Source organism: Kitasatospora aureofaciens, assembly GCF_019192735.1.
Classification (GTDB): Bacteria; Actinomycetota; Actinomycetes; order Streptomycetales; family Streptomycetaceae; genus Kitasatospora; species Kitasatospora aureofaciens_A.
This window is the reverse complement of the sequence record NZ_JAHTKP010000042.1, coordinates 48889-67087: the sequence shown is the minus strand read 5'-3', so window position 1 is coordinate 67087 and position 18199 is coordinate 48889. Positions and strand designations below refer to the sequence as shown.

General features: G+C 72.3%; 17 protein-coding genes. 3 read left to right on the top strand and 14 right to left on the bottom strand.

The features are described from left to right. Positions 1-349: 349 nt before the first annotated feature. On the bottom strand, positions 350-1741 hold the full coding sequence (locus KV557_RS30190; RefSeq protein WP_308130145.1) for an IS4 family transposase: 1392 nt from the start codon (positions 1739-1741) through the stop codon (positions 350-352). A 14-nt stretch (positions 1742-1755) separates the two neighbouring features. Between KV557_RS30190 and KV557_RS30185 the strand changes: the two genes are divergently transcribed. The 3 genes from KV557_RS30185 to KV557_RS30175 all read left to right on the top strand — a co-directional run bounded on the left by KV557_RS30185 (position 1756) and on the right by KV557_RS30175 (position 3669). Further along, positions 1756-2025 carry a hypothetical protein gene (locus KV557_RS30185; RefSeq protein ID WP_218204717.1) on the top strand — a complete coding sequence of 90 codons (270 nt, stop codon included), beginning with the start codon at positions 1756-1758 and terminating at the stop codon, positions 2023-2025. Positions 2026-2220: 195 nt separating this feature from the next. Further along, on the top strand, positions 2221-2793 hold the full coding sequence (locus KV557_RS30180; protein ID WP_218204722.1) for a response regulator transcription factor: 573 nt from the start codon (positions 2221-2223) through the stop codon (positions 2791-2793). Positions 2794-2985: 192 nt separating this feature from the next. Beyond that, the gene (locus KV557_RS30175) at positions 2986-3669 is read left to right on the top strand and encodes a phosphatase PAP2 family protein (protein WP_256178152.1); all 684 of its coding nucleotides are present in this window, start codon (positions 2986-2988) and stop codon (positions 3667-3669) included. A 7-nt stretch (positions 3670-3676) separates the two neighbouring features. On the opposite strand, the gene KV557_RS30170 is transcribed toward KV557_RS30175, so the two are convergent. Genes KV557_RS30170 through KV557_RS30110 form a run of 13 tightly spaced genes read right to left on the bottom strand, consistent with a single transcriptional unit; the run spans position 3677 to position 18196 of the window. Beyond that, positions 3677-5020, bottom strand: coding sequence for a glutamate-1-semialdehyde 2,1-aminomutase (locus tag KV557_RS30170; protein ID WP_218204715.1), 1344 nt, complete (start codon positions 5018-5020; stop codon positions 3677-3679). Positions 5021-5027: 7 nt separating this feature from the next. Then, on the bottom strand, positions 5028-5579 hold the full coding sequence (gene rfbC / locus KV557_RS30165; protein WP_218204714.1) for a dTDP-4-dehydrorhamnose 3,5-epimerase: 552 nt from the start codon (positions 5577-5579) through the stop codon (positions 5028-5030). Further along, positions 5576-6814 (bottom strand): polysaccharide pyruvyl transferase family protein, encoded by a 1239-nt coding sequence (locus KV557_RS30160; protein ID WP_218204713.1) that lies wholly within the window; start codon positions 6812-6814, stop codon positions 5576-5578. Before KV557_RS30160 ends, rfbC begins: the two co-directional genes overlap by 4 nt. After that, positions 6811-7758 carry a glycosyltransferase family 2 protein gene (locus KV557_RS30155; RefSeq protein ID WP_218204712.1) on the bottom strand — a complete coding sequence of 316 codons (948 nt, stop codon included), beginning with the start codon at positions 7756-7758 and terminating at the stop codon, positions 6811-6813. Before KV557_RS30155 ends, KV557_RS30160 begins: the two co-directional genes overlap by 4 nt. Next, complete coding sequence (locus tag KV557_RS30150; RefSeq protein WP_218204711.1) at positions 7755-9065, bottom strand: hypothetical protein; 1311 nt, start codon at positions 9063-9065, stop codon at positions 7755-7757. The genes KV557_RS30155 and KV557_RS30150 overlap by 4 nt, the downstream gene beginning before the upstream one ends. A gap of 5 nt (positions 9066-9070) precedes the next feature. Beyond that, positions 9071-10345, bottom strand: coding sequence for a DUF4910 domain-containing protein (locus KV557_RS30145; RefSeq protein WP_218204710.1), 1275 nt, complete (start codon positions 10343-10345; stop codon positions 9071-9073). After that, entirely contained in the window at positions 10342-11367 is a 1026-nt protein-coding gene (locus KV557_RS30140) for an NAD-dependent epimerase/dehydratase family protein (protein WP_218204709.1), read from the bottom strand. The genes KV557_RS30145 and KV557_RS30140 overlap by 4 nt, the downstream gene beginning before the upstream one ends. Positions 11368-11370: 3 nt before the next feature. Beyond that, entirely contained in the window at positions 11371-12018 is a 648-nt protein-coding gene (locus tag KV557_RS30135; protein ID WP_218204708.1) for a PIG-L deacetylase family protein, read from the bottom strand. Beyond that, positions 12015-12842, bottom strand: a complete 828-nt coding sequence (locus KV557_RS30130) for a glucose-1-phosphate cytidylyltransferase (RefSeq protein WP_218204707.1) — start codon at positions 12840-12842, stop codon at positions 12015-12017. Before KV557_RS30130 ends, KV557_RS30135 begins: the two co-directional genes overlap by 4 nt. Next, the gene (locus KV557_RS30125; RefSeq protein ID WP_218204706.1) at positions 12839-14074 is read right to left on the bottom strand and encodes a class I SAM-dependent methyltransferase; all 1236 of its coding nucleotides are present in this window, start codon (positions 14072-14074) and stop codon (positions 12839-12841) included. The genes KV557_RS30130 and KV557_RS30125 overlap by 4 nt, the downstream gene beginning before the upstream one ends. Beyond that, positions 14075-15346, bottom strand: a complete 1272-nt coding sequence (locus tag KV557_RS30120; RefSeq protein WP_218204705.1) for a glycosyltransferase — start codon at positions 15344-15346, stop codon at positions 14075-14077. A 2-nt stretch (positions 15347-15348) separates the two neighbouring features. After that, positions 15349-16668, bottom strand: coding sequence for an O-antigen ligase domain-containing protein (locus KV557_RS30115; RefSeq protein ID WP_218204721.1), 1320 nt, complete (start codon positions 16666-16668; stop codon positions 15349-15351). 1 nt (position 16669) lies between these two features. After that, on the bottom strand, positions 16670-18196 hold the full coding sequence (locus KV557_RS30110) for a right-handed parallel beta-helix repeat-containing protein (protein ID WP_218204704.1): 1527 nt from the start codon (positions 18194-18196) through the stop codon (positions 16670-16672). Positions 18197-18199: the final 3 nt, after the last annotated feature.

Below are 18199 nucleotides of genomic sequence, written 5' to 3'. Positions count from 1 at the left end.
GCCCCGGTCGAGCACGGCTTCGCGAGCCTGAAGACCTTCCGGATCCTGACCAAGGTGCGCATGCACCCGCGGCACGCCACCGCGCTGGTACGGGCCCTGCTGGTGCTGACGCACCACCAGGTGGCACAGAGCGACGGATGATCTCCCCGCCACGATCACCGTGATGAGCTGCGCGAGCACCCCAACGAATCGTCACGCCAGGCCCGGTGACCTGCACGAATCACGATGAAACTTCCTCAGTCGCGTACGAATCCCGTACTTAGGCAAGTACGCGCGAACGTGCCCAGCGAGCGGAAGTCCGCGGTCCGGCGGCGTGAGTCGCTATGGGGCAATGCCGGGAAGTTAAGGTTCAAGGTCGCACCGTCAACGTGAGCGTGTAGTGGACTTTGGGTGAGGGCGGACGGTCGCCGGGGCGGTGGGAGGGGTAGGAGGAGACGGGCCGTTTGCGGGTACGGGGGTAGCTTCGCGAGCGGGTCTTCTCGGCGAGGAGTCGGCGGCGGGTGGTGGCTTTGTGCCGGGCGCGCAGGGCTTCCTCGGTGGCGCGGCCGGGGGCTACCCCGGTTCGCTGGATGATCGAGTGGGTGACCACGGACAGGGTCTCGGTGAAGGAGACCCGCCGGGGCTCGACGTCGCGCTCGGCGGCGGCTCCGCTTTGGAAGATTCGCAGCAGTTGGTGTGTCACCAGGTAGGCGTAGACCTCCTGCTCGACACCGTGTGGGCTGCGTGAGCGCAGGACGCGGCCGGGCCCGCGCTGGGTGACCTTCAACGCCGCGTACGTCGATTCGATCTCCCATCTCCGCGCATGCCAGATCGCCAACTCGCGTGCGGGGAAGGCGACTGCGTCCACCAGGGTGGTCGCGAATCGGTACAGCTCGGTGCGGTGCGTACCGTCCGCGCAGGTCACCGTCATCACCGCCTCCACCACCCGCACGGCCAGGTCGTACGCCTGTGGGTCACCACGCCGCAGCTTGGCGGGGGCCTTGACCCGGGACAGGTAGGAGCCGTCGGTCAGGACCGACAGCACCGGAAGCACGGCGGTGCCCTTGACCCGCCACAGCAGGTCCGCGCCCGTCGCCGAGGCCGCGCGCCACAACGGGAACCCGAAGAAGTTGCGGTCCGCCAGCAAGAGCATCCCCGGCGTGAGGGATCCCAGGAGCTGGCCGGCGAGTTTCTGCTCGCTTGCGAAGCGGGACCCGAACGCGGCCTGGACCACGGCCCGGGTCCCGCACTCCACCAGCACCATCAGCCGGACCTTCGCGAAGCCGCACCGGCCCTTCTGATTGGTCGTCGGCGGGAACGCCACGCAGTTCTCCTCGCTGTCCGGGACGTCCAGCATGGTGCCGTCCCACGCCACCGTGCGCAGCCCCCGGAAGAACACGCTGGGCGCGTCCGGCGTCCCGAGCACCCCGCGCAACCGCTCGAACAACGCTCGGAGCGGAGGGATACCCAGCCGCACGCGGGCCTGCCGCAGCGCGCAGGCCGACGGCTCGCGCTCCTCGTCCAGATCCAGGGCGCCGACCAGCGAGGACCACACCCCCAGATACCCCCTACCGGGGAAGAGGGTCATCGCCAGGACGAAGTAGAGGACGACCGGCGCGGGCAGCAGGCGCTGCCGACGGTGCCCGGACCTGGTCGAGGAGAGCACCTCCTCGACCAGGTCCGGAAGACTGCACGGGCAGCGCGACTCCAGGCAACGAACAAGATCTTGGTCGATCCGTGTTCTACCAGGAGTCGCGCTCACTGCTTCCCACGCCCTTGACGGTGCGTCCTACGCTCTCCCGGCAGGCCCTGGCCGACGTGCGCGCCGCCGTCACCGGCTACCGCGACGCCACGCTGGCCGGCGAACTCGCCCGCGGCCGCGAACTGCTGCGCGCCGCCAGGGTGGTGGCCGACCTGCCCGGGGCGGCCGACGCGGTCGGGCCGGAACACCGCGAACTGTTCGGTTGGGTGCTGCGCGAGGGCATCACCAACGTCGTCCGGCACGCCCGGGCCACCCGCTGCTCGGTGGTGCTGACCGCCACCTAGGTGGAGATCCGCGACGACGGCACGGGCGGTCACGGTGGTCCCGGCGGCGGTCTCGTCGGCGACGGCAAGGGCCTGACCGGGCTGCGGGAACGGGTCGCGGCGGCGGGCGGTACCGTCGAGGCCGGCCCGCTCGACCCGCGGGTGGCGACTGCTGGTCACCGTCCGGCCGCCCGACCCCCGCTCCGAAGGGACGACATGACGATCCGCCTGCTGCTCGCGGAGGACCAGGAACTGGTCCGCACCGCGCTGCGCGCCCTCCTCGACCTGGAAGACGACTTCACGGTGGTCGCCGCCGTCGGACGCGGCGACCAGGTCGTGGAGGCCGCCCGCGAGCACCGGCCGGACGTCGCCCTGCTGGACATTGAGATGCCCGGACTGGACGGCCTGGCGGCCGCCGCCGTGCTCGCCCAACAGGTGCCCGGCTGCCAGGTGGTCATCCTCACCACCTTCGGCCGCGCCGGCTACCTGCGCCGGGCCATGGAGGCGGGAGCACTCGGCTTCGTGGTCAAGGACGCCCCGGCGGAGGTGCTGGCCGACACCATCCGCCGAGTCGCCGCAGGGGAGCGGGCGGTGGACCCGGAACTCGCCGCCGCCACCCTCGCTGCGGGCGCCTCCCCGCTCACCGCCCGCGAACGCGACGTCCTCAACGCCTCCCGCTCCGGCGCCGGAGTCGCCGAGATCGCCGGAAAGCTCTACCTCTCCGAGGGCACCGTCCGCAACTACTTCTCCTCCGCCATCGCCAAGACCGCCACCCGCAACCGCACCTAGGCCCTGCGCGTCGCCGACGAGCGCGGCTGGCTCTAGGCGTTCTGTCCCGTGAGGTTGGGGACGCGTGTCCGTGGGGCAGTTATGGTCGCTGGAGGGTGGGTCGGACACGACGGGGGGCTCGCGTTGGATCGGCTGGCCGGAACGGAACTGGAAGACAAGAAGGTTGCTACCGCAGGCCGGCCGGCGCCCGCGATGCTGCCCCCGTCGCTGCGCACGTGGCTCGGGCTGATTGCGGTCCTCGCCGCGCTGGTGGTCGTCGCGCTCGGGGTCCGGTATGCCGACGAGGGCGGGCCCGGCACGGTGGACGCGCGGATCGGGGCGGCGGTGGAGGGTGTGGGGCCGCCGTGGCGGTACGTCGCTCGGGTCCTGGACTTCTTGGGGGAGCCCGTGGGGGCGGCGGCGCTGGTCGGGGCCGCTACGGCGGGCTGCCTGCTGCTTCGGCGTCCTCGCGCAGCGGTGCTCACCGTTGCCGGCGTCGCCATGGCGGTGGGGACGGCGACGCTGCTCAAGCACCTGGTGGGACGCACCATCCACGGCGACAACCTGTCCTACCCGAGCGGGCACACCGCCTTCGCCACCGCGCTCGCCCTTGTGGTGGCGCTGCTTGCAACTGGCCGCCGAGGCCGAGACGGGCTCGGCCTCGGCGGGACGGCCGGCACGTCACTCGTGCTCGCCGCGGCGCTGGTTGCCGGCGCCGCCATGGGCTGGGCGCAGGTCGCTCTGGGCGCGCACTACCCGACCGACGTCCTCGGCGGCTGGTGCACCGCGCTGGCGGTGGTACCGGCGACCGCGTGGCTGGTCAACCGGTTGGCCGACCGGCTGGCCGACGGGATGGCCGACGGGATGGCTGACGCCGCTCGGCGGGAGCGTCGCTGACGTCACGTCACGCCAAGCGGCGGAACACGGGCTTCACCGGCCGCCCGGCCAGCCAGGGGGTGGGGTCGGCGGCGTCCAGTGCCTTCCGGTACACCGCGCATGCCTGGGCCACCGCGTCGACGGTGCGGTTGATGTCGGCGTCGTCGAGCGCGCTGCTCACCACGAACGACGGGGCCAGCACTCCGCCCGCGAGAAGCCGGCGCAGGAACAGGGTGCGGTACTGCTGCGACGGCTGCCGGTTCTCGTCGAGGGTGGCGAAGACCAGGTTGCTGGCCCGGCCCCGGACGACGACGTGGTCGCCGACGCCCATGCCGGCCGCGGCCTCGCGGACACCGGCGGCCAACCGTTCGCCGAGGGCGTGCAGCCGCGCGGTGATGCCCTCCTCGACGTAGGTGGTGAGGACGGCCATCGCGGCGGCCAGCGAGTGGGTTTCCGCACCGTGCGTGGTGGACAGCAAAAACACCCGGTCGCCGGGGTGCCGCAGCCCGCCCCGCTCCATCAGGTCGCGGCGCCCGGCCAGCGCGGAGACGGCGAACCCGTTGCCCAGCGCCTTGCCGAACGTGGAGAGGTCGGGGACGACGTCGTAAAGGCCCTGGGCGCCCGCCTCGGACCAGCGGAGGCCGGTGATCATCTCATCGAAGATCAGTACGCAGCCGTGCCGGTCGGCCAGCTCGCGCAGGCCGGCGAGGTACCCGGGCGGCGGCTCGGTGTGGCCGGCGGGTTCGAGGATCAGGCAGGCGACCTCGTCCTGGTACCGGGTGAGCAGCTCCTCCGTGGCGGCCAGGTCCCCGTAGGGGAACGCCACGGTGAGCTCGGTGGTCGCCGCCGGAACTCCGGCGGACATCGGCGTGGTGCCGATGAACCAGTCGTCGACGGAGAAGAACGGATGGTCGCCGCAGATGGCCACCCGCGGGCGCCTGGTGACGGCGCGGGCGAGCCGCACCGCGGCGGTGGTGACGTCGGAGCCGTTCTTCGCGAACTTCACCATCTCGGCGGTCGGCACCGTGGCCAGGAAGCGTTCCGCAGCCTCGACCTCCACGATGGACGGCCGGACGAAGTTGCTGCCGCGGTCGAGTTCCCGCCGCACCGCCTCGAGCACGCGTGGGTGGGCGTGGCCGAGGCTGACCGACCGCAGGCCGGAGCCGTACTCGACGTAGCGGTTGCCGTCGACGTCCCACACGTGGGCACCGCGGCCGTGGCTGATGACCGGGGCCAGGTTCTCGGGGTACTGGTCGTCGCCCTTGGCGTAGGTGTGCGCGCCCCCGGGGATCACGGCGTGCAGCCGCTCGTTCGCCGTCCGCGACCGGGGCAGGAGGAACTCTTCGGTGTCTTCGGTGTCTTGGGTGTCCACGCCAACCTCACCTCTCCTTTTGCTGCAGGACCTCGGCGAGGCTCGGTGCCTCCCGGTCCCGCTTGGACATCGATGTGACCGGCAGCGGCCAGGGGATGGCGAGCTCCGGGTCGTCGAAGGCGATCGTCACGTCCTCGGCCGGATCGTGCGGGCGGTCGATCCGGTACGAGACGTCGGCGGTTTCGGTCAGCGCCTGGAAGCCGTGCGCGCACCCCGCCGGGATGTACACGGTCACCTGCGTCTCGCCGGACAGCTCGAAGAAGGCCTGGCTACGGTAGGTCGGCGAATCCGTCCGCAGGTCCACGACGACGTCGAAGACCCTCCCGTACGAGCACCGCACCAGCTTGGCCTCGCCGACGCCGGAGCGCAGGTGCAGGCCGCGCAGCACGCCCCGGACCGAGCGGGACAGGCTGTGCTGGACGAAGGCATCGGGGTCGAGGCCCACCGAGCGGACCACGTCGGCGTCGAAGGTGCGGCAGAAGAAGCCGCGCTCGTCGGCGTACGGCGTCGGTTCGAACAGGTACGCGCCGGCGATCGCCGGGACTTCGGTCGCCTTCATGGAGCCTCCCGCAGGGCGTGGGCGTGGGCGTGGTCGGCCGCCGGGAAGAGGGCCGCGGTCAGGGCGGTGAACTGGTGCTCCAGGCGCCGGGCGGCGGTCAGGTTCCGCTCGGCGAGGGTCTGCCGCAGCTCTGCCGACCGCTGCTCCAGCGCCCGGAACTGCTCGAGCAGCCGGTCGGCGTCGACCTCGCGAGCCGGGTGGCAGTACGCGCCCAGCCCCATCTGGGCCATGAGCGCGTCGCTCTTCTCCGCATAGCTGAGTGCGAGCGTCGGCGTGCCGACCTTCAGCGCGCAGATCAGATTGTGGTACCGGGTCGCCACCACGGTGTCGGCAGCCGCCGTCTCCTTCATCAGGTCGGCCAGCGAGGCCGCCTCGGCAGCGGTGACCAGCGGCGAGTCCACCGCGTCGAGGATCGCGGCGACCACCGGCACGTCGACCCCGTCGCCGGTGAGCAGCCGGACCGGCCTGCCGTCCTCGACCAGCGCGCGGACGAAGCGGGTCGTCCCGTCGAGGTAGCGCCGGTGGATCTCCTCGGCCCGGGCGCGGTCGTCGTTGCCGCCGTGGAAGGCCATGACGCCGACGCAGACCGGGCCCGGCGGACCCGAGGGCGCGCTTGCGGACAGCGTCGGCAGGGCGAAGGCGAGGTCCGGGTAGACCTCGTCGCGCGCGGTGTCCACGCCCATCGCCCGCATCGCGTCGCGGGACAGGGCGTCCCGGTACGACCGGTACGTGGCCAGCCGCGCCGACCAGCGCACCAGGGCCCGGGTCGGCCGGTTGCCGATCGCGGCGGCGCCGACGCTGACCAGCGCGACCCGGGTGCCGAACAGCCGGCCGGATGCGCAGAGCAGGAACAGCGAGTACGGGAAGCCCCACGGCCGCAGCGGCAGCGTGGCCTCCAGGACGCCCATGCCCGGCACGATCACCACGTCGTGCCGTCGCACCCAGGCAGCGGTGCGGACGGCGTCGACGAGTTTGCCCAGACCCTTCGCCGCGATCGCGCCCGCACGTGACGCGGTCCGGTACTCCCCGCGGTACCAGTGCAGCCGCGTCGCGGGGATCCGGTACCGGGTCGCGACGACCTCGGGTCCGCCGCACAGCGCGTCCACGACCGCCTCCGGGTGCTCGGCGCGGAGGTAGCCGAGCACGGCCTCGAGCGACCCGTCGTTGCCGAGGTTGCCGGAGCCGAGCAGGCCGAACACCCCGACGCGCACCGGAGTTTCGTCTGCGGGCGTCATGCCTGCCTCCCCGAACGGCCGGCCACGAGGGCGTCGACGGAGACCGTCAGCAGGGCCGGGTCGACCGGAGCGCGGTCCTCGACCCGCTCGCCGGCGCCCGGCCGGACCCGGCTGGTCATCCACGCGGCCAGGTGGCGGTAGCACGCGCGCCGGTCGGCGGGGGACAACGGCGCCCGCCGGATCGCCGAGGCGAAGCCCCAGACGTATTCGGCGAGCAGGCGGGGCGTCGGGTGCAGCGGGCCTGCCCGGCGCGGGTCCAGGTTGACGCACCGGGAGCGCTTGGAAGGGTTCGCTCGCTCGGCGCGGGTGGGGTGGTCGCGGCGGAAGTACAGCAGCTCCGGCACCTGGTGGAAGGGCCCGTGCAGGGTGATCTCGGCGACGAACGTGCGGTCCGCGTGGTGGTAGCTGTCGTGCGGCTTCACCCGGCGGAGCACGTCGGCCCGCATCACCCCGTAGAAGTCGTCGCCACCGGGCTCGAACAGCAGACTGCGGAAGCGCTCCGGCGCGTGCGGCGAGTTGGTGGCGAGCCCGTACTCGTACGGGACCTTCACCTGGCCGTCGCCGTCGATGACCGCCTGGCCGGAGTGCGCGAGGATCACGTCCGGCCGCTCGTCCAGAGCCTGAACGCAGCGCCGCAGCAGGCCCCGGGCGTACAGGTCGTCGTGCGAGGCCCACTTGAACAGCTCGCCGCGGCACTCGGTGAACACGTAGTTGTGGTTCGGTGCGGCGCCGATGTTCCGGGGCAGCCGGAGGTACCGGATCCGCGAGTCCCGCGAGGCGTACCGGCGGCAGATGTCCTGGGTCGCGTCGGTCGAGGCGTTGTCGGAGATGACCAGCTCGAAGTCCTCGTAGGTCTGGCCGAGCAGGGCGTCGAGCGACTCGGCGAGGTATTCCTCGCCGTTGTAGACGGGCAGGCCGATGCTCAGCCGGGGAAGGGCGGTCATGGCGTCCTCACGTTGGGGATGGGGTTGTGGTGGCGCTCGCGCAGGGCGGACCGCAGCTGCAGCCACCACACGGCCGAGCCGCAGGCGGTCGCGGCGGCGACGCCCCAGGCCGAGCCGACCGTGCCGGCCACGGCCGCCCCGCCGAGCCCGCCGCCGACATAGCAGGTGGAGGCGAACAGCTGGCAGCGCAGGCTGCGCCGGGCCGCAGCGAGCGCGCGCAGCCCGGCCGCCGCGCCGCTGCCGAGGCCGGCGCCCGCGACGCCGAGCGTGGCCGGCAGGATGAGCACCGAGGCGGAGTGCCAGACGTCGCCGAGTACGAGCTCGCCGACCCGGTCCGGCATCAGCAGCAGCGCCGCGCCCCACAGCAGCGCGGCGGCGGCCTGCCCGCCGCCCAGCAGGAGGCAGAACCCGCCGAGCCGGTGCGGTGCCTGCCTCAGCACCCGTGCCGCCTCCGCGACGGTGACCAGCGACAGCCCCATCAGCAGAGCGAGGAACGGGCCGAGCAGGAGCTCCGCGCCCCGGATCGCACCCACCGCGCCGACCCCGACGATCGCGCCGAGCCCGTACGCCCGCAGCTGGCTCGCGCCGCTGAGGCTGACGTTCTCGACCAGGTATCGGGAGCCGAGATCGCGCTGCTCGCGAAGCCACCCGCGTGCTTGGGTCACCCGGGGCCGGATGCCGGACTGGAGGCAGCCGTAGCCCGCGGCCACCGCGGCGGACGCGCCCCAGGCGAGCACGAAGGCGGCCACGCTGCCCACGCGGGCCGCCACGACCATGGCCGGGACGAGCGCGACGCCCTGCACGAGGTCGTTGGCGAACGCCTTCCGCCCGGTGCCGGCGGCGAAGAACGCGAACCGCCAGGCGTCCTGCAGAAGCAGCGCCGGCAGGACGACGCCGAGGCAGGCGAACGCGGGCCCCACGCGGCCGCCGAGGCCCAGCCCGATCAGCAGACACACTGCGCCGAGGGCGGCACCGACGCCGAGCGCGGCACCCGACGACCGGGCCGCCGCCCCGCGCCAGGACGCTGCCGGCACGCCGCTGAAGCGCACCACGAGCGGGTCGGTGGCCAGCCCGCGGGCGACGTTGAGCACCACGCCGTAGGTCAGCCAGGCCAGGCTGAACACGCCGAACGCGGTCACCCCCAGCGAGCGTGCCACGTAGATCCCCACCGCGAAGTTGGTCATGCTGGAGGCCGCTTGGTCGGCCAGTCCCCAGGACAGCCGGCCGACGACGGCCCGCTTGGCGGTCCGCCGGGCGTCTGTGGCCCGGTCCGCCGGTGTCCTCGTCTTCATCCCCTCGGTGGTCATCGGCGTCATGCCTTGATCAGCCCGGCGCCCTGCAGGGCGCCGGCCGCGACGGCGACCGTGTCGAACGGCAGCCCGGACCGCTCGGCGACGTCCAGCAGACTGTGCTCGCCGTCGGAGAGGCTGAGCACCCAGAGCATGGCCATCTGGGCCTGCTTCGCGTCGCTGCGGCCGCCGAGCGAGTCGTACAACCCCCGCCGGCCCAGCTGCGGTTCGCCGTAGGGGCTGAGGTTGAGGTACCGCCGGTTGCGGTCGAGGACGGCGAAGGCCTCGCGGCAGACGGCGAGCGTGTCCGCCATCGCCTCCGGGGAGACAAAGTCCAGGTTGTCCGCGGAGGTGTGGTACTCGGGGTACCCGGCGTACGGGGTGCGGCTGAGCGAGCCCACGCCGAGATCGAACCCGGGCGAGCAGAACTGCCGCTCGTCGTAGCCGTACGGAGTGAACTCGGCGACGCGGTGCGGGCGTTCGGAGGCGAGCAGCACGTGCCGCAGCACCCGGTCGATCTCCGCGTTGCCGCGCCTGCTCTGCTTGTACGTCAGCCGGCCCGAGTCGCCGGCGCAGGCCAGCACCAGCCCGTGCTTGACCCGCTCCACCCGCTCCGCGTTGCGGGCCAGCCAGGTAATCGCCCCGATGGTGCCGGGCGCGAACAGGAACCGGTAGGTGTACCACGGGGTCTGCTCCGCCAGCGCCCGCGCCAGGAACGTCGCCACCGCGATGCCCGCCAGGTTGTCGTTGGCCAGCGACGGGTGGCAGACGTGGCAGGAGACGATCACCTCGTCGGCGACCTGCCCGGGGACCACGTGCTCGGCGTAGGTGAGGTGGCCGTCCGCGAGTGTGGAGTCGATGCGCACCTCGTACTCGCCGTCCGGCAGCGTGTCCAAGGTCTCCTGGGCCAGGCAGAACCCCCATTCCGGCGTGTAGTAGCTGGTGCGGTACGGCACCCAGGCCGGGTGGTCCGGCAGGGTGTGCAGGTGTCCGCGCAGCTCGGTCAGCGGCATGGTCGCCGACACCGGCACGCTGTAGCCGAGCACGTGCAGGCTGGACGCGGCGAAGTCGACGACCCGGTTGCCGGCGGTGTCGGCGATGTACGCGTCCCGGATGTTCCACTCCTGCGGCACCGTCCAGTCGAGGACCTGCGTCCCGGTCGGCACCTCGTGCACCTGTAGCGGAATGTACTCGCCGACGATCTCCAGGGTGGCGCGCACACCGTCGCCGGTGATGCTCCGGCACAGCGGGTACAGCCGCTCCACCAGCGCGTACATCTGTTCGCCGGCCGCGGTCATCGGCGCCACCGCAGGGTGTCGTCGACGGCGCCGGCGGCGGACGCCGCGCGCAGCACGGCCAGCCGGGTGAAGCGTCGCTCGAAGTCCTCCCGGGTCAGCCCGAACTTCCGGTAGGCGTCGGCGAGTTCGAGCGCGCCCTGCTTCACCGTCCACTCGCAGTCGAAGCCGGGCAGCGCGGCGCGGAACCGGGAGAAGTCCACCCGGTACGACCGCGGATCGGCACCGGTCTCCCCGGTGATCACCACCCGCGAGCCGGATACCGCCTCGGCGACCTGCTCGGCGATCTCCGCGACCGTGACGTTGTTGATCTCGCTGCCGATGTTGAACGCCCGGTCGTGCACCGCTTCCTGCGGCGCGATCAGCGCGGCCGCGAAGGCCCGTGCGATGTCGGCGGCGTGCACCAGCGGGCGCCAGGGGGTGCCGTCGGAGAGCACCAGCACCTCGCCGGACAGGAGCGCGTGGCCCACCAGGTTGTTCAGCACGATGTCGGCGCGCAGCCGGGGCGAGTAGCCGAAGGCGGTGGCGTTGCGCATGAACACCGGGCTGAAGTCGTCGTCGGCCAGCGCGTGCAGGTCGTCCTCCACCCGCACCTTGGACTCCGCGTACGGCGTCACCGGGCGCAGCGGGGCGTCCTCGGTCACCAGGTCGTCGTCGCCGGCGGCGCCGTACACCGAGCAGGTCGACGCGTACAGGAAGCGCCGCACTCCGGCGTCGCGGGCCAGCCGGGCCAGCCGTACGGAGGCGTGGTGGTTGATGTCGTAGGTGAGGTCCGGCGACAGCGAGCCCAGCGGGTCGTTGGACAGCGCGGCCAGGTGGATCACGGCGTCCACCCCGGCCACGTGGTCGGCCGTGACGTCGCGCAGGTCCACCCGCCGCCCCGGCGGGTCCGCGGGCGTCGGGCCGAGGACGCAGTCCGCGAACAGGCCGGCGTCCAGCCCGACGACTTCGTGCCCGGCGGCCGCGAGGACCGGGGCCATCACGGTGCCCAGGTAGCCCTGGTGTCCGGTCAGCAGTACGCGCACGGTTCATCCCTCCAGGTTGAGCGTGAGTTTGGTGACGGCGAACGCCTCGGCGTAGCGCGCGTGGCATTCGATGCCGCGGATCCGCGCCAGCCCGAGGAACGCCTCCCGGTCGTACCAGGGCCGGTGCCGTTGCGAGGGGTAGTGCTCCTGCAACAGCCGCACCTTCTGTTCGGCGATCTCCGGCGACAGCGGCTGGTACGCCGCCGGACGGCCGAGATCGCCGTCCCACTTGACGATCTCGTAGCCGAGCACGAGGTGGTCGCGGAACGCGGTGGTCACCAGCTTCGCCAGGCCGCGGTGGTCCTGGTGCGCGTCATCGGTACGCGGTGCAAGGACCAGATCCGGCTCGGTCTGCCCGCGCAGCTCCTCGACCGCGGCCTTGGCCTCGTCCCAGTGCGCGGGCATCCGGCCGTCCGGCAACTTGAGCACGGTCAGCCGCAGTTCGGCGCCCGGGCAGAAGGCGGCGAGCGCGGCCCGCTCCTCCTGCTCCCGCTCGCTGCCACCGCCGGAGAGCACCAGCGCGTCGACGCGCAGACCCGGCCGCGCGAGGCACAGCGTCAGCAGCGTGCCGCCGGCGCCGATGGCGATGTCGTCGCAGTGCGCGCCCACCGCGACGAGCCGGTCCAGGCGCCCGGCCCCGAGCCGGATCACGCCCTCGCTCCGGCGCCGTACCCGCTGCCGGTCGCGCCCGCGCCCGCGCCGTCCCGTTCCCACACGGCCCACGGGCGGTCGCCCCGGGCGTAGCCGGCGTCGAGCGCGGCCCGCTCCTTCACGGTGTCGGTCGGCTTCCAGAAGCCGCGGTGCTGGTGCGCCACCAGCCGGCCGCGCTTGGCCAGTTGGGCGCATCCGTCGGCGACCAGGTCCCCGCCCTCCGGGATGTGGTCGAAGACCTCCTGGCGGAGCACGAAGTAGCCGCCGTTCTCCCACAACGGCAGTTCGCTCACCGCGGTGATGCCCCCCACCAGGCCGTCCTCGCCCAGGTCCACGCAGTGGAACGAGGACTGCGGCGGCACCACCATCATCGACGCACCCGCGTCGCGCCGGGCGAACCGGTCGATCATCTCCGGCAGCGGGGCGTCGGTGAGCACGTCGGCGTAGTTGGCGAGGAACATCTCGTCGCCGTCCAGGTGGTGGCGCACCCGGCGCAGCCGCTCCCCGATCGGCGACTCGATGCCGGTCTGCGCGAACGTGATCGTCCAGGAGGCGATGTCGGTGGACAGCAGCTCGGTCTGCCCGTTGCGCAGCACGAAGTCGTTGGACGTCGTCTCCTCGTAGTTGAGGAAGAAGTTCTTGATGTGGTGGGCCCCGTACCCGAGGCACAGGATGAACTCCGTGTGCCCGAAGTACGCGTAGTAGCGCATGACGTGCCAGATCAGCGGCCGCGGGCCGACCATCGCCATCGGCTTGGGCATGTCGTCGGAGGCTCCGCTGCGCATGCGCAGCCCGTAACCGCCGCAGAACAGGACGACCTTCATGGCTTGACCTCGACAATGCTCAGTTCCGGGATGGGAAAGACCAGCCGGCCGCCCCACTCGTGCACGAAGGACAACTGCTCGATCAGCTCGGCCCGCAGGTTCCACGGGAGGACGAGGACGTAGTCCGGCCGGTCGGTGCCGATCTGCTCGGGCGGCAGGATCGGGATGCGGGTCCCCGGGGTGAACCTGCCGTGCTTGTAGGGGTTACGGTCGACCGTGTACGGGAGCAGGTCGGGCCGGATGCCGCAGTGGTTGAGCAGGGTGTTGCCCTTGCCCGGGGCGCCGTAGCCGACGACCGTCTCGCCGCGCTCGGCCGCCTCGATGAGGAACCGCAGGAGGTCCCGGCGCACCTTGGCCACCCGGGCGGAGAACTCGGTGTACCCGGACAGCTCCTGGAGCCCGGCGGCCTTCTCCCGGTCCAGCACGTCGGCCACCCGCCGGGTCGGCTCGCCGGCCACCTCGGTCGGCCGGGCCCACAGCCGGATGGAGCCGCCGTGCGTGGGCAGCAGCTCGACGTCCACGAGCGTGAGTCCGCCGCTCGCCAGCGCCCGGGTCGCGGACGCGATCGTGTAGTACTGGAAGTGCTCGTGGTAGATCGTGTCGTACTGGTTTTCCTCGATCAGGGTCAGCAGGTGCTGCACCTCGATGGAGACCCAGCCGTCGTCGGCGACCAGGGCGCGCAGCCCCCGGGTGAACCCGACCACGTCGGGGATGTGCGCGTACACGTTGTTGGCCACGACCAGGTCCGCCGGGCCGTGCTCGGCGCGGACGGCCGAGCCGGTGGCCGGGTCCAGGAACTTCGTGAGCGTGGGCACACCCGCGTCCCGCGCCGACGCGCCGACGTTCACCGACGGTTCGATGCCGAGGCAGCGGATCCCCCGGTCCACCACGTGCCTGAGCAGGTACCCGTCGTTGCTCGCGACCTCGACCACGAAGGCGTCGGGGCCGAGGCCCAGCCGCTGCACGGCATCGGCGACGAACGTGCGCGCGTGCTCCACCCAGGAGGTCGAGTAGGAGGAGAAGTACGCGTACTGGGTGAACGTCTCCTCCGGCGTGATCAGCGGAGGGATCTGCGCGAGCCAGCAGTCGGTGCAGACCCGCAGGTGCAGCGGGTACGCCGGCTCCGGCCGGTCCAGTTGGTCCGCGGCGAGAAAGCTCTCACACGGCGGGGTCGCCCCCAGATCGACGACGCTCCCCATCGCCGCCGAGCCGCAGAGTCGGCATCGTGTCATCTACTGCCCCCAATTCCTGCTCGCGCGGGTGCCCCGCCGCGAGCCAGCGTTTCCGTTCCCTACCGGCGGCGTGCCGTTCGCGCCGCCGGACCGACCCGCGATCGCGGTGCGGTACCCCTCCACCAGGCGCTCCAGCCCGACGGCCGGGCTGAACCCCTGCTCGTAACGGCGCCGGGCCGCCTGGCCCATCTCCCGGTTGCGGTCCGGCTCGGCCGTGATCCGGCGTAGGCAGGACGCGAGTGAGGCTGCCTCGCTCGGCTGGTGCAGCAGCCCGGTCACCCCGTCCTCGACGAGTTCGACGAAGGCGCCGTGACCGGCGGCGACGGCCGGGACCCCCGCCGCCATCGCCTCCACGACCACCAGGCCGAACGCCTCCAGCCACGTCGAGGGAGCCACCACGGCGACCGACCGAGCGACGGCCTGACGGCACTGGGCCGGGTCGTACAGGCCGACGTACCGCACGTCGTCCCGGCCCGCCGCCCAGGCCGTCACCTCCCGCTCCAGCGGCCCCGCGCCGGCGACCACGAGCGGCACGCCCACACCGCCGTCCGCGGCGAGCTCGTCCCACGCGGCCATGAGCAGCCGCACACCCTTGGCCTCCGCGAGTCGGCCCAGATAGAGCAGATGCTCGCCGGCGCCCGTTCGGCAGGCGCCCGGGTCGGGCACGAAGTTGTGCTTCACCGCCAGCCGCTCGGGCGGCAGGCCGGCCCGCACCAGGACGTCGCGCTGCGCCGCGGAGATGCAGAAGAACCGCTCCACGCCGGACCACCACCGCCGCCGGTTGATCGACAGGCTGACCGCGAGCGGCACCGTCGCCAGCCGGGAGTTCCGGTAGCAGCCGTGCCGGACGGCGGGCAGCGGTGACGCCCCGACGCACTCGGTGCACGGCCGGCCGTCCCGCTGCAGCGTGCCGGGCGGGCAGACCTGGGTGTAGTTGTGCAGCGTGGCGACGGCGGGCACGTCGGCGTCGGCGCAGGCGGACAGCACCGCGGGCGACAGGAGGGGGAAGACGTTGTGGACGTGCACCACGTCCGGCCGCTCGGTGCGAAGCCGGGCGGCGAGCTCCGCGCGGACCGCCGGGTTCCACGGCACCAGCAGCGGCACCGCGGCCTTGCCCAGCAGGGACCGGGCGGTGATGTCGTCGCTGCGCCGCTCGAACACCTCGACCCGGTGGCCGGCCTCGCGCAGCAGCTCCACCTCCTGGTCGACGACCTTGTTCTCCCCGCTCGGCTGCGTCGAGGCGTAGCGGTTGTGCACCACGAGGATGTGCATGCTCAGGTCACCTCCGAACTCTGGGCCCGTTGTGGTACGCGTCGTCGAGGGACTTCGGGCGTCGACAGGGGAGCGGCCGCGGCAGGTGTCGCCAGCAGCGAGGCGGCCACGGTCAGATGCAGCAGATACGGCGAGGCGTCGCCCAGCCCGGCCTCGGTGTACGACGCGATCGCGCAGTAGCTGATCAGGAAGATCGCGCAGGCCCTCGACAGCGACGGTGGCCGCAGCAACGCGACGCCGCCCAGCACGATGATGATCGCCGCCACGATGGCGACACCGGTCAGACCCTGCTCGTTGTAGACGGCCAGCCAGCTGTTGTCGATCGGCAGCCCGCCGAACGACTTGTCGCCCAGGCCCACGCCGAACAGCTGCTCCGTGGTCGTCCGGGGCGCTGCCAGCAGGGCGTCCCAGACCTTGGCCCGGCCGGTGAGGTTGGAGAAGTTCTCCTGGCTCTGTCCACGCAGGAACCACGCCTGCAGCACGGAGCTCAACCCCACCGCGGCCACGGTGGCGCACAGCACGGTCCAGGCGAAGAACCGGCGCGCGGCGGCGCTGGTCAGGATGAGCGAGCCGATCGCCAACACCAACCCGATGAGCAGGCCGAGCGTGGCCGTCCGGGTGTGGGTCAGCGCGAGCAGGACGAGTGACGGCACGATGACTGCCGCCGCGCCGGCCCGGTCGGCCTGGCGGTCCAGGACGAGCAGCACGGTGAGCCCGATGATCACTGCGGCGTACTGTCCGATCTGCGGCGGGGTGAGCGGCCACAGCGCGCCGACCAGCCGTCCGCCGTAGAGCTCGGGCATGGCCGCGCCCGGTGAGATGAGCAGGCCGGCGGCCACCGACGCGAGCACCGCGAAGTACGTCCGGATGTGGTGCCGGACGAACCTCGGGCTGCCGTCCCACCAGCGGCTGAGCAGCCACAGCGTGCCGACGAAGAGCGCCAGCCGGAAGCAGCGGAACAGCGCGCCGAATCCGGACTCCAGGTGCGCGCTGGAGATCACGCTGAGCACCAGCAGCAGGGTGAGCAGGAACAGGAAGGCGCTGGCTCGGATGCGCAGCCGGAGATTGAGGGCGAGCGCCAGCGCGAACGCGGAGACCAGCGCGCCCATGGTGGCCATCTGGATGAGGGAGCGGGGCAGCGGGATGATGGTCTTCGCCCCGGCGGAGCCGAGCGTGTTGAGGACCAGCAACCCCCAGACCAGCCCGACGGTCTTCGGCGTGCCGGCCGGGCGCGGTTCGGCGCCGGGCCGCGTGCCCGCAGTGTCCGTGCCAGCGGTGCCCGGTCCGCCCGGCAGCTCGTCGCGCGTCAGGTCCCGGCCCATCTCAACCACCGGCCTGTGGCTGGAAGGTGCTGCCCGCGTCCTGCTGGTACGGCGTGCCCTGCCACTGCCCGAAGTCGAGCGTCCGGCTCGGGTCGTGGGCGACGAAGCTCCATGGTCCGAGGTAGACGTTGTCGTGCCAGCGGTTCTGCTGCTTGCCGGTGATCGCCTCGGCCACCGGTTCGCCCCTGTACGGCGACCAGTCCGGATAGGTGCCGTAGTTGGCCAGCACCGCCATCCGGCCGCACTTCACCGTGCACCCGACGACGGACGCGTCCAGTACGAAGCGGTTGTCGTGGATGTCCACCCGCTGGGTCTTCCACCGGCAGTCGGCGTAGAGCGGTGCGGTGGCGATCGTCGGCTGTGCGCAGCGGGCGGTGTCCTTCACCAGCAACGTGCAGTCGCCGGACGAGGTGTTGGCCGGGCTGTTACAGAACCGGTCGGCGTTCTCCCAGAGGGTGATCCCGGACCAGTTGTTCTCCAGCACGTTCCGGTCGATCTCGATCCTGTCCGTGCGGGCCGGGATCCGTGGTTCGCCGCCGGACTCGGACAGGTAGACGGTCGCGAACGGGAAGTTGTCGCCGCGGTCGGCGGATCTGCGGCCCTCGACCCAGTTGTTCCGCCGGATCGTGTTGTTCCGGATGACCGCGTTGTAGCTGGTCTCGTAGATCAGCGCGGCACCGTCGTTGGCCTCCAGCACGTTGTCCTCGATGCGGAAGTCGTTGTTGTTGGTGTCCGCCCACAACCCGGCTCCGCGGTTGTCGTGCACCCAGTTGCCGCGTACGTCGGCGCCGTTGACGGCCCAGAACTTGACGCCTCCGGTGCAGCCGCAGCCCGGCTGCCGGCGCTCCCACTCGTCGGTGTCGTTGGCCGTGATCTCGTTGCCCTCGACCACCAGATCGCTGATCGGGGCACCGGACTTGTAGGCGTTCATGCCGTACTGCCCGTTGCCGCGCAGGCAGCTGGCGCGGACCCGCTGGCGGGCACCGGCCATCAGCCCGGCGCCGGAGTTATTCTGGATCGTCGTGTGCTCGATCACCCACCCGTCGGCCGAGTCATGGTTGACCACGCCCTCGTTCTGCGGCGCGACGAATCCCTGCACGGTCAGGTAGCGGATGGTGACGTTGCCGGCGGTGCCGCCGAACGCGTACTCGTTGGTCTTCCGGCCGTCGAGCACCGCGCCCGGCGCGCCGAGGTAGCTGTCCCCCTCCTTGGGGATGACCTGGGCGTACCGGTCCGATTCGAGCGTGTGCGTCCCCGGCCGAAGCCAGAACGTGGTGTTCGGGGGGCTGCTCTTGGTCTTCGCGGCCAGGTCACCGACCACTGCGGGGTCGACTGTCACCGCGCCCGTCGGCGCGTTCGCCGGCCCGTCCGCGGGCTTGGCGCACACCTGGGCCACGGCCACGGACCTGGATGGCGTACCGGTCGGCTCCGCCGGGGCGTCCGACGTGCTCGTACAGCCGGTCGCCAGCAGGGCCAGGGTCAGCGGTGCCGCCGCCAACGCCCCCCAGTGCCGCCTCTTGATCCCCACCCG

What these genes read in the sequence shown, in the direction of transcription:
- KV557_RS30180 (WP_218204722.1), top strand. Translation starts at nt 2,221, where the DNA reads ATGACGATCCGCCTGCTGCTCGCGGAGGACCAGGAACTGGTCCGCACC.
- KV557_RS30175 (WP_256178152.1), top strand. Translation starts at nt 2,986, where the DNA reads ATGCTGCCCCCGTCGCTGCGCACGTGGCTCGGGCTGATTGCGGTCCTC.
- rfbC (WP_218204714.1), bottom strand. Translation starts at nt 5,579, where the DNA reads ATGAAGGCGACCGAAGTCCCGGCGATCGCCGGCGCGTACCTGTTCGAA.
- KV557_RS30160 (WP_218204713.1), bottom strand. Translation starts at nt 6,814, where the DNA reads ATGACGCCCGCAGACGAAACTCCGGTGCGCGTCGGGGTGTTCGGCCTG.
- KV557_RS30155 (WP_218204712.1), bottom strand. Translation starts at nt 7,758, where the DNA reads ATGACCGCCCTTCCCCGGCTGAGCATCGGCCTGCCCGTCTACAACGGC.
- KV557_RS30150 (WP_218204711.1), bottom strand. Translation starts at nt 9,065, where the DNA reads ATGACCACCGAGGGGATGAAGACGAGGACACCGGCGGACCGGGCCACA.
- KV557_RS30145 (WP_218204710.1), bottom strand. Translation starts at nt 10,345, where the DNA reads ATGACCGCGGCCGGCGAACAGATGTACGCGCTGGTGGAGCGGCTGTAC.
- KV557_RS30130 (WP_218204707.1), bottom strand. Translation starts at nt 12,842, where the DNA reads ATGAAGGTCGTCCTGTTCTGCGGCGGTTACGGGCTGCGCATGCGCAGC.
- KV557_RS30125 (WP_218204706.1), bottom strand. Translation starts at nt 14,074, where the DNA reads ATGACACGATGCCGACTCTGCGGCTCGGCGGCGATGGGGAGCGTCGTC.
- KV557_RS30120 (WP_218204705.1), bottom strand. Translation starts at nt 15,346, where the DNA reads ATGCACATCCTCGTGGTGCACAACCGCTACGCCTCGACGCAGCCGAGC.
- KV557_RS30115 (WP_218204721.1), bottom strand. Translation starts at nt 16,668, where the DNA reads ATGGGCCGGGACCTGACGCGCGACGAGCTGCCGGGCGGACCGGGCACC.